Origin of the sequence: Acidiluteibacter ferrifornacis, assembly GCF_009909615.1 — a bacterium.
GTDB classification, from domain to species: domain Bacteria; phylum Bacteroidota; class Bacteroidia; order Flavobacteriales_E; family Vicingaceae; genus Acidiluteibacter; species Acidiluteibacter ferrifornacis.
Map to the genome: position 1 here is coordinate 1 of NZ_WWNE01000009.1, position 15,426 is coordinate 15,426.

A 15,426-nucleotide genomic window follows, 5' to 3' on the forward strand; every position below is an offset into this window, starting at 1 on the left:
AAATTGACTAAAGTATTTACTATACTTTTACTTATACTTCAATATTTTCAAAGAACTTTCGTGCCGTTTCCAACACTTACATCCTATTTATCTCGTAGCTACTTAAAGCTCACTCAATCTTATTTAGAACTCCCGTTTTTAAGGGGCTGCAAATGTAATAATTCATTTTAATTACCACAAGCTTTTTTCAAAACTTTTATTCGCAACTTTTCAAACCTTTCAATTCCCGTTTTTCGGGTCGACAAAAGTAATACTATTTTTTAATTCGTAGTAGCACTTTTAAGAAAAAAATAACTTTTTTTTCAACCATAAAAACTCGAATATTAAATGAACGTTTCCTTGAACGGGAGGCCAAAATTAAAACTAAATATTGATTCTGCAAGCATTTTTTTAATTTAATTTAAAACAAATTTAAAGCTCCCTTAATATCAACTATTTAATTTTTATCAATCATTCCTATGGTGTAGAATTGGATACGGGAAGAACTTTTCCATTGTAAACACTTCCCGCATTAACTGCAAAATCACAAATATAACTTGCCATATCAGCAGGTGAATTTGGTGAAATATAACCTGGAAAAGCATTCCTTAGCATTTCAGTATTAATAGAACCAAGAGCTAACGCATTAACATTAATAGAAGTATCTAGTAGTTCTTCTGCTAGACATTCCGTTATATTGGACAATGCAGCCTTCGAAGAACTGTATAACGAAAGACCCGGAAATTTTGAACTCCCTTGAAACCCACCCATACTGCTAATATTTACAACATGTGCTCTGACTGATTTTTTAAGTAAGGGTAGTAGTGCTTGAGTCAAAAAATAAGGCGCGAGTGTGTTTACCTTATATATGGTAAGAGCATCATAGTAGGTATTTTCAGGAAATGCCTTATTGAATAAGATAGCCGAATTATTAATCAATATATCAACTGAGTCAAATTGCTTTGAAAACTTCTCCTTTATATTCAAATGGAAGTTCTCACTATTAAAATCAATTTTTTCAGTTGTTATGTCAATTCCATACTTATTCTTACAAATCGACTTTAGATTATTTAGTTTATCAACAGATCTAGCAATAGCCATCATATTCACTTCTGGGTAAAGGCTACAAAAGCGTAAAACTAACTCAAACCCGAGACCTTGACTTGCACCTGTTATTATAACATTCATTAGACTTTTGTTGGAGTTTGGTTAAGGTATGCATTCAAACCATTATTAATCAATGTAGCAATCTCAGGACGTTTATCACTTAGTTGGTATAAATGTCTTGTTATTTCATCTACAACTTCAGGACTTGATTTTTCCTTTGAAAGTAACTCAGCAATTTCTAATGGCAACAACCATTCGTTAAAATAATCTTTTTTAAGAATTGACCAAATTTCAAGCAAGGCCTCTTCAGAAAAAACATCTTCACGTATTTGCCTTACTTTACGATATAATGCATGTAACTTTTTTTCCTTATCGTTAAATATAATTTTCTGAGTTTTCTCTTCAGGAACCTTAAACTCAAGCTTAAATGCTTCCGCATCAGAAGGCCCATTGAAGACTGACTTAATTTGCGCACCAACAGCCATATCGTATAACCCCCAATCAGGACTGAAAAGAATTCGATCTCCATAGGTGACCGTACACTCTTTTAATGTCATGAGGATAACGTTTCCGTAGCGATTTTTTCTTAGCAAGTACAAATAGCCTTCTATTTTGACTCCACTTTCAAACTCCATTTTAATGGTTCGACCTGTTTCAATACCTTTTTCTTTTAATTCCGCATAAGACATTTTTTCGATGGGTTTTGTATAACCCAATAACATTCCGACGGGAGAGCCAAATCCATCACCATGCGCGTCTTTTCCATGTCCCACTAAAGCTTGATCGTAATATGCGAGCATTGTGGGACCAGTAGTTTGGACATATGCTAACTCTTCATTTTCATCAGTTATATAGTCAGTAAAAACCCCACATATCTGTAATCCTGAAGAATACTCGGCAGTAGCAACAGCCTTGGACTCAACTGCTAATTTAAGCCCATAAGCTCCTCCTCTCCTTAAGGCCATGGTATCGGCAAATTCATTCAGAACCCTAGTTAAGGTATTGAATGAGGGTGTAACATACAATTGAGGCTGAGGCTTAGTTATGTCAAAAGCCTGATCAGCCGCTGCTATTGAATATGGAATCTTCTTAACATCATCTTGCATGCAGGAATAACTCTCTCCAATAGAAGAAAGCAAACCTGCCCCATAAATCTTTGGATCTTCAAGAGTTCCTATTAAGCCATATTCAACCGTCCACCAGTGCAGATTTCTAATTCTGCTCATTTCAGAAGGCTCACCCATATTTGCAGAAATTTCGTCTACCCATTTTTCTGCTTTTACGATGTCTTCTTCTTTCGTATTTGGGTTTTCTTTAATAATAGAAAGGTGACGAATTGCCTCATATAATTCATAGTCTTTGGCTGAGGACATTGCCTTCGCTCCTATTTCTCCAAAAAATCTCAAATACTCTGCATATTGAGGATCCGCTATAATTGGAGCATGACCTGCAGATTCGTGAATAATATCTGGTGCAGGTGTATATTCAATATGATCTATAGTACGAATATCTGCAGCAATAACTAAAACTTTATAAGCTTGAAATTCCATAAATGCTGATGGAGGGATAAATCCATCTACAGCAACTGCGGCCCAACCAATTTCTTTAAGAATCCTGTTCATGCCATACATTTCAGGAATTTCTTCAATATCGATACCAGTTTTCGCTAGCCCTTCTAAGTATGATCCATGGGCCACCTTAGAAAGGTAGTTTACGTTTTGTCTCATCACATACCTCCATACAGCTTGGTCTTGCGCCGTATAATCAGCGCTACTTTGCTCCACAATAAATTGCTTCAAATGCGATGGCAATCTATCTATCAACGGGTTACTTTCCATAATCTTACTTTTACAACGATAAAATTAAGCAATTGAGTAGTCAGATTCAATAATAACCATGAAAACAAAAGCATTTTAGAAGATGAGGGTTCAATAATTTCTTAATGAATAAAAATTACATTCAACATAAATAATGAGCTAAATTACTTCTGCATTTTTAAAACTAAAATCAACACCTTTTGACTAATTTTACCGCCATTAAATAATATTCTATGTTCAGTAGTGGTCAGTTTTACTTCGCAATATTCTTTTTAGTCGCTTTTGTCATTGGAATGATTTTCGCTTACCGAAAAGATATTCAGAAAAATCCAAAGTATTTCAAAGGCTCGTTCAAAATTCTGATCAGTTTCCTTATCATATACGGAATCTATTTTATTCTCACTCGAGTGTTAGTCTAATAAATCGATTAACTCTTGCACAATCATTGCTGTTGCTCCCCAAACAATTCGGTTATTGAATTGAAAACAGGGAACTTTTAACTTTGCTCCATTTGGAAGTGATATGGTAGTAGTCGTTAAATATTCATTTCCTAAAATATCATGAATAGGCACCTCTATAATTTCTGCCACTTCATACTCATCTTTGACGAAAGTAGGTCTTGTATTTGTATAGCCGATAAAAGGCGAAATGAGAAAATTACTTGGAGGAACATACAATTCTGAAAGTTCTCCAATTATGAAGACTTCTTTATCTAATATTTTCAGTTCCTCATTAGCTTCTCTTAATGCTGTTTGGACTAAGTCTCTATCCGTTTCTTCCTTTTTCCCGCCAGGAAACCCGACTTGAGCTGAATGAACGCCATCATAACTTTGTCTCAGAATAAAAACAACATGAGGAATTTCGTTTATGGGATAGAATAAAATTAATACCGCACTTTCGCGATATGCCTTGTTCTTTTTGACTTCTGATGCCAATGGTCGATTGTAAGACATCATCTTCTGATGCGCCAAATCTCCAGGCAACTCATTATTCAAACGATTCTTTAAATCGGTAATAAAAAATTCAAATTTTGAGTTTACTTCCACACGATTTGTCCCTTTATTCTATTATAAACTTCAACTGAGTTTAATGTAGCACATTTAATTAAATTCTCGTCGATCACTTCAATAGACTGATAATATTTCGGCAAAATAGGAACGAAATCCATGGATAATAGATTCTTCTCCATACCCTTTTCAACCAAATACCCTAACTTGTCTATCCATTTTATCGAATTGTATTCAAATGGCAGCAATTGTTTACCATCTTCATTTATGATGCCGAAGCCCATATCATTTCTTACAATTGCTTTTCCATTGATAAATTCACCTGCAAATTCATAATCATAAGAAATTACCAATCTAGTTTCCGGGTTCATATATCCCCATTTACCTTTTTTCTTAACAGCAGTTAAGCCTTTTGGGAGGTAAGCTCCAATGGCGTCGAATATGGCTGGAACAACTTTCTCTCCTGTAGTATCAATTATCCCAATCTTACCCTTAGTTATTACCTTGGCAAATCCTTCTTTCGAAAATTTACTAAAACTTAGGGCTTCAGGAATAAAGTCAAAACTCATGGTTGAAATCAATTTACCTTTCTCGTTAATAAAAGAATATTTGTTAGTAGAATCGGCAACCAAAGCATATCCATTGGAAAATTCAGATATATTTTCGAATTGAAAATCTACAATCATAGAGCCATTATTGGCAAAAACTCCATATTTCGACCCAACTCTAGCCCTTGCTAAACCATCAACATTAAAAGGTTCTATCCAATCCGCAATAAAATCAATAACAGCCTCACCTTTTAAATTAATAATCCCCTTCTTACCGTTCATTTCAGCATAAGCATATCCATTTTGGAATGCCCCAGCTGATTGATAAATAAGTGGTATTTCTATCACTCCATTTTTACCAATATATCCAAAGTAATTATTTTTTGAAATTAAAGCCAAACCGTCATTAAAAATCCCAATTTCATCGTATTCTAAAGGTAAAATCAATTGATTGAGTTTGTTGATCAATCCAAATTTCCCTTGTTTGCTTACCACCGCTATTCCATTATTGAAACGCTCTATTTCTGAATATTCAAATGGAATGATTACGGTTCCTTGCTTATTAATAGCTCCTACAAAGTCATCCTTTTCAACAATAGCAATCCCTTCAGAGAAAAAATCTGCCCAATCAAACTCAAAAGGTAACATTTCAGAACCTTCTTTATCAATAAACCCATACTTATTATCTCGTTTAATGGGGTAAAATTTCTTTGCAGCTAATTCAAAATCAACCATCAACTCATCCATGAAAGGATAATTGGGGTAATCCAAACGGAACTCTGCAATTTTCTCTGCGGTATACTCACGGGTATACAATTTATAGATATTCCGCCAAGCAATATTAACATTCCTATTGGACGGATAATTTTTAACGAACTCTACATAATCTTTGACTTGCCCCTTTGCAGTTGTTCTCTTATAGATTTCATCTTGTGCCTTATTTGCAAACGGGCTTTCTGGATATTGTTCTAAAAAAGTGGAATAGCTTTCTATTGATTGACTATGTGTAATGGATTCATACAAACTTAACTCATAATTAGCTCTAGCTTCAGACAGTTGAGAAGCGTTGGGGTATCTTTCCATAAACATAAAATAAGCTTCTGGTGTACCGATTTCTTTAGTTTGCTCAAATGCTAACTCATTTCTTAAGGAAACAACCACTTCTAATTGTTTTGCATCAGAATAGTTTGAGATAAAGTGATTGTATCCCTTAATGCTATTTTTCTTAAGTACTTCTTTAAACTTTTTATGATGAATAGAATCTTTTAATAGCAAAATTGCAGTAGAATCAAATCCATACTCTTTGTACTTTTGCAACTTTCGATCGGACACATTTGGAAAGAACTGTTCAGATAATTGAATGTATTTTTTTGCAGAATCGAGGGCATAAAATGGATTATTATTTGTTGAGTAAATAATAGATAAACCATAAGCTGCAGCAGCATCATGTCGATTTACTTTTTTCTCAAAAAGCTCCTTTGCTTTAAAATAATTATAAATTTCTAATGCTTTAAAAGCACGTTCTACTTTTCCTGCGAAAGAAACTGAAGAGAAAAGTAGTATATTAGTAAATAGAAGTAGTAACTGCTTTTGCATGATTACGTATATAAATTGACTGCGAAATTAATTAAACAAAATAGATGCTACATCTCTCTTAACTTCTTATATGATTAATCGATTTTCATTTTTACTTGGCATATACTCCATTCTTTTAATAGGATTATTACTTGCCTGTGGTGACAAAAAAACACCGAAAATTGAGCAAAAAGAAGCTAAACAAAAATATGACATAGAGACCATCAAAGAAAAGGGAGTCTTACGTGCATTAATCGACTACAGCTCAACAAGCTACTTCGTTTATAAAGGCCAGCCGATGGGGTATGAATACGAGCTACTTGAGACCTTCGCTAATTATATTGATGTAGACTTAGAAGTTATTCCTGTAAAAAACTTAGACGATATTATTACTCTACTCAACACCTACCAAGGAGATGTAATTGCAGCGAATTGGACAGTAACTAAAGAGCGTGCAAAAGAAGTTAAGTTCACCCAACTAAATAATCTAACCGAACAAGTTTTGATTCAGCGAAAACCTGATGGCTATCAGAACATGAGTAAAGCTAAATTAAATTCTCTATTGTTAACTTCTGTAACAGAATTGGCAGGCAAAGAAGTCTATGTTCGTAAAAACTCCTCATTTTACTCTAGATTAGTGAACCTATCAGATGAGATTGGTGCAGAAATAGATATAAAAACCGTGGACGGTGACATTAGTACGGAAACATTAATTGAACAAGTATCTAAAGGAGAAATTGACTATACTATCGCCGATAGGAATATCGCAAGGATTAATACTTCCTTCTTTAATAATATTGATATTAGCTTATCTGTTAGTTTAAAACAACGAATTTCGTGGGCTGTACGAAAAAACTCTCCAGAATTAGCAGCTGCTATTGACGAATGGCTAACAGAGTTTAAAAAAACAGTTGAATTTAAATACCTCTATCAAAAATACTTTAAAAATATCTATTCCTACAGGAATCGTGTGATAAGTGACTTTTATAGTGCCAAAAGTGGAATCATTTCTCCATTTGACGATATTATAAAAGACAAAACCAAGGCGATCAATTGGGATTGGCGTTTAATAGCAGCTTTAATCTATCAAGAATCACAATTTGACCCATCAGTAGTTTCATGGGCTGGAGCATCAGGCCTTATGCAATTAATGCCGACTACTGCCCAACAATTTGGAATAGACAGCAACTCTACCAACGCTGATCAGATTGAAGCAGGAATTAAATATTTAAAATACTTAGACAACGAATTAAAGGAAAAGGTATTTGACCCCAATGAGAGAATTAAATTTGTTTTGGCTGCCTATAATGTGGGGTTAGGTCATATTTGGGATGCTATGCGTTTGGCAGAAAAATACGAGTTAGATCCAATGGTTTGGGATGGAAATGTGGCAGAGATGCTCAAAAATAAATCAAAACCCAAATACTATAAAGATCCAGTAGTAAGGCATGGTTACTGTCGAGGAAGAGAACCTTATTACTATGTGAAAGAAGTGATAGAAAGATTCAAGCACTATGAAAATGTAACTGATTCTATCAATTCAAAGTGAAATAGAAGTATTGAACTATAAAACTTCCATACATTATAATACATTCTCCTAGTATTTATGTTCTTTATTAATAAAATAGAAGTCAATAAATCAAACGAAGACGACTGTACAGCTATAGCTAATAAAGCAAACATTAGAATTAAAAAATTCTCCATTCCTCAATTATTCTAGAGCGCACCCTATCAATGAAATTGATGAGAATCAATTAAGCGTTAAATTTGGTTTATCTTATGAGTTGATTCCGGCGAACTAAACCATATTTTTGCAATATGGAATTTGTAATATTTGAACTAGAGAACGGGATTCGAGTAGTTCACAAACAAGTAAAATCAACAAAAGTTGCCCACCTTGGGCTTTTCATTAATGCAGGTTCAAGAGATGAGCAGGATAGTGAAAAGGGATTGGCACATTTTATAGAACACACCATTTTTAAAGGAACTAAAAAAAGGAAGTCGTTTCACATTTTGAATCGCTTGGATAGTGTAGGTGGAGAATTGGAAGCATACACCACTAAGGAAGAAACGGTGTTTCATGCTTCATTCTTAAAGGAACATTTAAATAGGGCTGCGGAACTCATCGCCGACATCACCTTCAACTCCGTTTTTCCAAAAAAAGAGATTATCAAGGAGAAAGATGTCATTATTGATGAAATTGCATCTTATTTAGATAGTCCTTATGATCAGATTTATGATGACTTCGAAGAGTTAGTTTTTGGAAAACATCCTTTAGGAAGTAATATTCTTGGAACAGAAAAGCATTTAAAATCTTTTACTCAACAAAGTATCCATAATTTTATGAATCGATTGTATGCCACTGAAGAAATGGTGATCAGTTCAGTTGGTGCTTTTTCGGAGAAGAGATTAAAGGAAACTTTGGAAAAACATTTCAATGCTCCTATACAGAGAAAAAGAAATCATCAACGTGAAACTTTTGAAACCTATCGAAAAGTAGAACAATCTATTCAAAAAGACCATTACCAAAGTCATTACATCTGCGGAAATATGGCTTATAGCACAGTCGAAGACAAAAAGAATGGGATGATTCTTTTGAATAATCTGATTGGAGGTCCTGCAATGAATAGTATACTAAACATGGAAGTTAGGGAACGATTAGGTTATACGTATAATATAGAATCCAATTATTCCATTTATTCAGATTGTGGGCTATTCTCCATTTATTTAGGGACGGATCAACAGTATTTGGATAAAACAATCGCCGTTGTGAATAAAGCATTAAAGAAATTGAGAGAAAATGAGCTAAGTGTTAGAAAGCTATCACAAGCTAAAAAGCAAATTATAGGACAAATGGCCTTAGGAAGAGAAAATAATCAAGCCTTGATGTTGTCTTATGGAAAAAGTTTGATGGTACACAATAGAATTTCTACTTTAGAGGAAATCATTGCCAAAGTAGAATCAATTACGGCACAAGAAGTATTAACGATAGCGAATGAAATTTTAAATACCAACAACTTTAGTCATTTGGCTTATATCAATAAATAAAAATGGATTTTTTACCAGAAAACATATCAAATTACTCAGACCAACACACCTCTAATGAATCCGACCTTCTGTATCGATTAAATAGAGAAACACATCTGAATGTTTTACAACCACGAATGTTGAGTGGACATCTTCAAGGAAGAACATTGAGTATGCTTTCAAAAATGATGCGTCCAAAAAATATTCTTGAAATAGGAACCTACACAGGATACTCTGCATTATGTTTAGCTGAAGGACTAGCTCCGGATGGCACTTTACACACCATCGATATCAATGAAGAGTTAGAAACAATCTCCAATAAGTACTTTAAAGATTCTCCATACTCAGATCAGATACAGCAGCACATTGGAAATGCACTAGAAATCATTCCAGGTCTTAGCGTAGATTTTGATTTAATATTCATAGATGCTGATAAAGAGAATTACCTCAATTACTATAAGCTATTGATCGAAAAAGTAAAACCAGGTACAGTTCTCATTGCAGACAATGTACTTTGGAGTGGAAAAGTAACGGAAAAAGCGAAACCAAAGGACATAGAAACTATTGCACTGCAGGAATTTAATACTGCCATTCAAAATGATGAGCGTGTAGAGAATATATTATTCCCAATTCGTGATGGCTTAATGATCATCAGAAAAATATAAGATTTGAGCATCAACAAAAACATAAGACAATTAACTAAAGTCCGTAAAGAATACTCAACTTCAGAAATACTAAAAGGGATTCTTTCAAGGGACATTACCTTCTTGAGTATAGCTATTACTTTGGTTGAAAGCAGTCGCTTTGACGATAAGCAAAAAGCTCATGAAATAATAGATGCTTGTTTGCCCTATTCTGGAAAATCTAAAAGAATCGGAATTACTGGAGTGCCAGGTGTAGGAAAAAGTACATTCATTGAAAGTTTTGGTCAGTATTTAATCAAAGAAAAAAACAAAAAAGTAGCAGTTTTAGCTGTGGACCCAAGTAGCAACCGTAATAAGGGTAGTATTCTTGGAGATAAAACCCGAATGGAAACACTTTCTAATTTGGAAGGAGCATTTATACGACCATCTCCATCAATGGGGTCATTGGGAGGAGTAAGTAAAGCCACTAGAGAAACTATCATTTTATGTGAAGCCGCAGGATTTGATACGATACTTATCGAAACTGTAGGAGTTGGGCAAAGTGAAGTTGAAGTAAAAAGCATGGTAGACTTCTTTCTATTGTTAATGTTAGCCGGTGCAGGCGATGAACTTCAAGGAATAAAAAGGGGAATTATGGAAATGGCAGACCTTTTAGTGATCAATAAGGCGGAAGGAGAAAATCTAAAACCAGCAAGAAGAGCTCGGACGGAATATAAAAATGCGTTGCATTTGTTTCCGGCTACTACTAGTGGTTGGATTCCTAAAGTAGAAACTTGTTCCGCTTTAGAAGCATCCAATATTGATTTAGTCTACAATATAACATTACAATATTTCAATTTAATCGAAAAAAACGGTTTTTTTGAAAAACAGCGAAAAGGCCAAGCTCTTGAATGGTTTCGTAAAGCATTAGAACATGAAATCATTCAACAATTCATGCAAAACGAATCCAATAAGATTCGATCTAAGGCACTAGAGAAATTAGTTATCGAAGGGAAAAGAAGTCCATTTTCTGCAGTAGACGAGTTAATCAAGAATGCAAACTAAATAGATATCTAAATTTAAAAATGGCATTAACAAAAAAGGTCTCTAGCAGAAGCTAGAGACCTTTTTATAGGTGTTAAAATCCGATTTTGGATTAACCTCCAAAATCATCAAATGATACATTTTCTTCAGGTACACCCCAGTCATCACACATTTTGATAACTGCAGCATTCATCATAGGTGGTCCACAGAAATAAAACTCTATTTCATCTGGAGCTTCATGCTTTGATAAATAATTATCAATAAATGCCTGGTGAACAAATCCTGTAAACCCATCACCTTCATCTTCCATACTGCTCTTTGCTTTCCAGTTATCTTCTGGTAGTGGCTCAGACAATACAATGTGAAATTTAAAGTTTGGGAATTCCTTTTCAATTTTTCTAAAATGATCAATGTAGAATAGCTCTCTTTTAGAACGTCCACCATACCAATACGAAACTTTTCTACCGGTTTTCAATGTATGGAATAAGTGGAAAATATGAGCTCTTAATGGAGCCATTCCAGCACCACCACCAACATACACCATTTCTGCGTCAGTTTCCTTGATAAAGAATTCTCCATAAGGACCTGACACCACTACTTTATCTCCAGGCTTTCTACTAAATACGTAAGAAGAACAAACTCCAGGATTAACATTCATCCATGCATTGTTCGCTCTATCCCATGGTGGAGTAGCGATACGAATATTCAACATGACAATATTACCTTCAGCTGGGTGGTTGGCCATTGAGTAAGCTCTAAAAATTGGCTCAGGGTTAACCATTTTTAGATCCCATAATCCAAATTTATCCCAATCCTCTTGGTACTTATTTGGACCTGCAGGATCATCTGGAAGTGGCTTAATATCGATATCTTTAAAGTCAACTGTGATAGCAGGTACATCTAGCTGAATATAACCTCCTGCTTCGAAATCCAACGTTTCTCCTTCTGGTAATTTTACAACAAACTCTTTAATAAAAGTGGCAACATTATAGTTAGAAACAACCTCACATTCCCATTTCTTAATTCCAAAAATCTCTTCAGGAATTTTAATTTCCATGTCTTGTTTTACCTTCACTTGACAACCTAATCTCCAGTTATCAGCAATTTCTTTTCTCGAGAAGTAAGGTTTTTCTGTAGGAAGGATCTCACCGCCGCCAGAAATTACTTGACACTTACACATGGCACAAGTACCACCACCACCACAAGCAGATGGAAGGAAAATCTTCTCATTACCTAATGTTGCTAGTATTGTGCTACCGGCATTCACTTCTACTGTTTTTTCTCCATTGATTACCAACTTTACAGGTCCAGAAGCTGTTAATTTTGCTTTAGCCCATAACAATAAGGAAACCAAAAGTAGAACAACAATAAATACTACGACGATTGCCGTAAAGATTGTGGTTGTATTAATCGCTAAAAACATATTTTCTGTTTTTCTTTAAATGACTATTATAATTCGATTCCCATAAACGACATGAAGGCAATACCCATCAAACCTGTTATGATAAAAGTGATTCCAAGACCTCTTAATGGAGCAGGAACATTTGAATATCTAATTTTTTCTCTAATGGCTGCAATTGCAACAATAGCTAAAAACCAACCCACTCCTGAACCTAATCCAAAAACAGTAGCTTCACCTAAACTAGAATATTGTCTTTCTTGCATAAATAAAGAACCTCCCAAGATAGAACAGTTTACAGCGATCAAAGGCAAGAAAATACCTAAAGCACCATATAATGCAGGAGCAAATTTTTCTACCACCATCTCTACTAACTGAACAATAGATGCAATAACAGCAATAAACATAATAAAACTCAAAAAGCTTAAGTCTACAGAAGCAAACTCCTCACCCATCCAAGTCATAGCACCTTCTTTCAAAATGTAATTTTCCAATAAGAAGTTGATTGGAACAGTAATTCCCAATACAAAAATAACTGCTGCTCCAAGACCTACACCTGTTTTCACTGTTTTAGAAACAGCCAAATAAGAGCACATGCCTAAGAAATAGGCGAAAATCATATTCTCAACGAATATTGATTTGACGAATATATTAATGTAATCCATGATAATATTATTTCTTAGTTAGACTCGATTAATTTTGTATTTCTTGAACGCTGAACCCAAATAATGATTCCAACTGTGATCAATGCCATTGGAGGTAAAATCATCAAACCATTATTAAAGTATCCAAAATCATAAAATGATTGAGGGATAACTTGAATTCCCCATAGTTTTCCACTTCCAAAGAACTCTCTAAAAACAGCTACAACAATTAGAATCCATCCGTAACCTGCAGCGTTACCAATCGCATCTAAAATAGATGGAAAAGGTTTATTAGCTAATGCAAATGCTTCCAAACGACCCATGATAATACAGTTGGTAATAATCAAACCAACAAATACTGAAAGTTGTTTTGAAACATCGTATACAAATGCCTTTAACACCTGGTCTACCAGAATTACTAAAGCTGCTACAATAACCAATTGTACAATAATTCGAACTCTTGAAGGAATCAAGTTTCTCATTAAAGAAACGATAAGGTTAGAAAAAATCATAACGACCAATACAGATAAAGCCATTACGAATGCTTGTTTTACTTGAACGGTAATCGCTAATGCAGAACAGATACCTAATACTTGAATAGTAATCGGGTTATCATCATTTAATGGATCTGTTAATAGCTTTTTATTTTTCTTTGAAAATAAAGGTTCTTTTACTTTCACTTCTGCAGTTTCACTCATGATACTGTATTATTAAATAATAATTATAGACTTGCTTTAGGGTTGCTTTTAAAATAAGGGACATAAACGCTGAGCGTTCTTTCCATCATTTCACCTACACCCACACTTGTGATTGTTCCTCCTGAAATACCATCCACTTTATGCGGAGAATCCCATGGTTGACCACCTTTAACGATTTCAACAGAAACAAATTCGTCGCCTTCAAAAATGGTTTTTCCAATGAATTTCTCTGTAAAGAATTTTTCTTTAATCTCAGCACCTAGACCAGGCGTTTCAGTTTTGTGATCAAATGTTGAACCTGCAATAGTATTCATATCTTCTGCAAAAGCAACATATCCCCAAATTGGCCCCCAAAGACCTTTTCCTGCCATTGGAACAATATATCTTTTTCCTTCTTCATTCTGAAAAGTGAATAGTGGATAATACTTTTCTGAATCCGATAAGTTCTTGTCTTTATATTGTTTTACTGCGTCTATATCAAATGCAGATAAACCATCTTTTTCAACCACTTTACCTTCATGGTTCAATAACTTTTGGTCCACAATGTATTGATCAAATAATTTTCCAGCTTCCTTTGGAGTTGCTTCAACACCAACAGAAGCCAAGATATTTTGCATTTTTTCTATTCTTACATTTTCAGTTTGCATCGGCTTCAAGCTCTCTGCAGCAAATGAAAGGATAGCAGCTACTACAATTACCAAAATTGCGGAGAAGCCGAAAATATAACTGTTCTTATTTACATCCATGTCTTTTATTTTTTATGAGCTTATGCAGCTACTTTAACTCTTTTTAAACGCTTGCTAACATTTCCTCTAATTACATAATGATCGATAAGCGGAGCCATTACATTCATGAATAAAATTGCTAACATTACTCCTTCTGGATACGCTGGGTTAAATACTCGAATCATAATTGCAAATATTCCAATTAGGAATCCGTAGATCCACTTCCCTCTGGTAGTCTGCGCTGCTGTAACAGGATCTGTTGCCATAAACACAATTCCAAATGCAAACCCACCAAAAACTAGTTGATTGATAGCAGGCACTTCCATGAATGGGTTTACAGCAAATGCATTAAATATTAATGACATTACTAATCCACCAATCACGCCTGACAACATAATTCTCCAACTTCCAATACCTGTGTAGATTAAAATTGCAGCACCAATTAAGATCGCTAAAACTGAAGTCTCTCCGATAGAACCGGGAATAGTCCCCATAAACGCCGCTGAGAAAACATCAGTAAATTGAACGCCGGCTGCATTTACATAGTTGGTAGCGCTCTCAGTAGACTGAGCCAATAAAGTTGCTCCTGTATAACCATCAGCTAGTGTTTCTCCAGCTGCAGTAGTGGTATCTATCCACACTTTATCTCCTGACATTAATGTTGGATAAGCGAAGAACAAAAATGCACGTGCTGTTAAAGCAACGTTCAAAATGTTCATTCCTGTTCCTCCAAAAACTTCTTTTCCAATTACAACTGCAAATAATGTAGCAACAGCAACCATCCACAATGGAATACCTACTGGCAAACATAGAGGAATTAACATACCAGTCACCAAGAAGCCCTCATTAATGCTATGACCATTTATGATACCGAATACGAATTCAACACCAAGTCCTACTGCATAAGAAACGATAACAATTGGAAGTACTTTCATAGCTCCAAAAGCAATCATGTCCATAAAGGCAGTATCAGGCTGACCCAATGCTAAAAAGTGTTGGTAACCGGTATTCCATATCCCGAATAGTAATGCAGGAATCATGGCGATCACCACAGTAATCATCGTTCTCTTCAAATCTATTGCGTCACGAATGTGAGCACCTGTATTAGCCGTATGTCCTGGAACGAACAAAAATGTTTCGAATGCATCGTATGCTGGATAAAACTTCTCCAACTTACCACCTTTCTCAAAGTTTGGCTTTACAGAATCTAATAACTTTCTAAATATATTCACT

Annotated in this window: 13 protein-coding genes; 4 read left to right on the plus strand and 9 right to left on the minus strand. The window is 34.8% G+C overall.

Annotated elements, in window-relative coordinates; genetic code table 11:
- Positions 1–456: 456 nt before the first annotated feature.
- From GQN54_RS11310 to GQN54_RS11325, 4 genes are all read right to left on the minus strand, one after another.
- Complete coding sequence (locus tag GQN54_RS11310; RefSeq protein ID WP_160633662.1) at positions 457–1,167, minus strand: SDR family NAD(P)-dependent oxidoreductase; 711 nt, start codon at positions 1,165–1,167, stop codon at positions 457–459.
- Positions 1,167–2,924 (minus strand): aromatic amino acid hydroxylase, encoded by a 1,758-nt coding sequence (locus GQN54_RS11315; RefSeq protein WP_160633663.1) that lies wholly within the window; start codon positions 2,922–2,924, stop codon positions 1,167–1,169. The genes GQN54_RS11310 and GQN54_RS11315 overlap by 1 nt, the downstream gene beginning before the upstream one ends.
- Positions 2,925–3,313: 389 nt before the next feature.
- Entirely contained in the window at positions 3,314–3,949 is a 636-nt protein-coding gene (locus GQN54_RS11320; RefSeq protein ID WP_160633664.1) for an NUDIX hydrolase, read from the minus strand.
- Entirely contained in the window at positions 3,940–6,054 is a 2,115-nt protein-coding gene (locus tag GQN54_RS11325; RefSeq protein WP_160633665.1) for a WG repeat-containing protein, read from the minus strand. The genes GQN54_RS11320 and GQN54_RS11325 overlap by 10 nt, the downstream gene beginning before the upstream one ends.
- 70 nt (positions 6,055–6,124) lie before the next feature.
- On the opposite strand from GQN54_RS11325, the gene GQN54_RS11330 reads away from it, so the two are divergent.
- The 4 genes from GQN54_RS11330 to meaB all read left to right on the plus strand — a co-directional run bounded on the left by GQN54_RS11330 (position 6,125) and on the right by meaB (position 10,748).
- Positions 6,125–7,582 (plus strand): MltF family protein, encoded by a 1,458-nt coding sequence (locus GQN54_RS11330; protein ID WP_160633666.1) that lies wholly within the window; start codon positions 6,125–6,127, stop codon positions 7,580–7,582.
- A gap of 269 nt (positions 7,583–7,851) precedes the next feature.
- On the plus strand, positions 7,852–9,081 hold the full coding sequence (locus GQN54_RS11335) for a M16 family metallopeptidase (protein WP_160633667.1): 1,230 nt from the start codon (positions 7,852–7,854) through the stop codon (positions 9,079–9,081).
- Between the two features lie 2 nt (positions 9,082–9,083).
- Complete coding sequence (locus GQN54_RS11340; protein ID WP_160633668.1) at positions 9,084–9,725, plus strand: O-methyltransferase; 642 nt, start codon at positions 9,084–9,086, stop codon at positions 9,723–9,725.
- A 3-nt stretch (positions 9,726–9,728) separates the two neighbouring features.
- Entirely contained in the window at positions 9,729–10,748 is a 1,020-nt protein-coding gene (gene meaB, locus GQN54_RS11345; RefSeq protein WP_160633669.1) for a methylmalonyl Co-A mutase-associated GTPase MeaB, read from the plus strand.
- Between the two features lie 91 nt (positions 10,749–10,839).
- Here meaB and nqrF read toward each other — a convergent pair whose 3' ends face one another.
- The 5 genes from nqrF to GQN54_RS11370 are packed head-to-tail and all read right to left on the minus strand — an operon-like array spanning position 10,840 to position 15,425.
- Entirely contained in the window at positions 10,840–12,150 is a 1,311-nt protein-coding gene (gene nqrF, locus GQN54_RS11350; protein WP_160633670.1) for an NADH:ubiquinone reductase (Na(+)-transporting) subunit F, read from the minus strand.
- Positions 12,151–12,176: 26 nt separating this feature from the next.
- A complete protein-coding gene (nqrE, locus tag GQN54_RS11355; protein WP_160633671.1) occupies positions 12,177–12,791 on the minus strand; it encodes an NADH:ubiquinone reductase (Na(+)-transporting) subunit E in 615 nt (204 codons plus the stop codon).
- A 14-nt stretch (positions 12,792–12,805) separates the two neighbouring features.
- Positions 12,806–13,468, minus strand: a complete 663-nt coding sequence (locus GQN54_RS11360; protein ID WP_160633672.1) for an NADH:ubiquinone reductase (Na(+)-transporting) subunit D — start codon at positions 13,466–13,468, stop codon at positions 12,806–12,808.
- Between the two features lie 23 nt (positions 13,469–13,491).
- Positions 13,492–14,214, minus strand: coding sequence for an NADH:ubiquinone reductase (Na(+)-transporting) subunit C (nqrC, locus tag GQN54_RS11365; RefSeq protein ID WP_160633673.1), 723 nt, complete (start codon positions 14,212–14,214; stop codon positions 13,492–13,494).
- Positions 14,215–14,234: 20 nt separating this feature from the next.
- The gene (locus GQN54_RS11370; protein WP_160633674.1) at positions 14,235–15,425 is read right to left on the minus strand and encodes an NADH:ubiquinone reductase (Na(+)-transporting) subunit B; all 1,191 of its coding nucleotides are present in this window, start codon (positions 15,423–15,425) and stop codon (positions 14,235–14,237) included.
- Position 15,426 lies beyond the last annotated feature (1 nt).

Bases quoted from the DNA above. Each gene is read 5' to 3' on its own strand.
- GQN54_RS11335 (WP_160633667.1), top strand. From the start codon at position 7,852: ATGGAATTTGTAATATTTGAACTAGAGAACGGGATTCGAGTAGTTCAC.
- GQN54_RS11325 (WP_160633665.1), bottom strand. From the start codon at position 6,054: ATGCAAAAGCAGTTACTACTTCTATTTACTAATATACTACTTTTCTCT.
- nqrE (WP_160633671.1), bottom strand. From the start codon at position 12,791: ATGGATTACATTAATATATTCGTCAAATCAATATTCGTTGAGAATATG.
- GQN54_RS11310 (WP_160633662.1), bottom strand. From the start codon at position 1,167: ATGAATGTTATAATAACAGGTGCAAGTCAAGGTCTCGGGTTTGAGTTA.
- GQN54_RS11330 (WP_160633666.1), top strand. From the start codon at position 6,125: ATGATTAATCGATTTTCATTTTTACTTGGCATATACTCCATTCTTTTA.
- nqrF (WP_160633670.1), bottom strand. From the start codon at position 12,150: ATGTTTTTAGCGATTAATACAACCACAATCTTTACGGCAATCGTCGTA.
- GQN54_RS11315 (WP_160633663.1), bottom strand. From the start codon at position 2,924: ATGGAAAGTAACCCGTTGATAGATAGATTGCCATCGCATTTGAAGCAA.
- nqrC (WP_160633673.1), bottom strand. From the start codon at position 14,214: ATGGATGTAAATAAGAACAGTTATATTTTCGGCTTCTCCGCAATTTTG.
- GQN54_RS11360 (WP_160633672.1), bottom strand. From the start codon at position 13,468: ATGAGTGAAACTGCAGAAGTGAAAGTAAAAGAACCTTTATTTTCAAAG.
- GQN54_RS11340 (WP_160633668.1), top strand. From the start codon at position 9,084: ATGGATTTTTTACCAGAAAACATATCAAATTACTCAGACCAACACACC.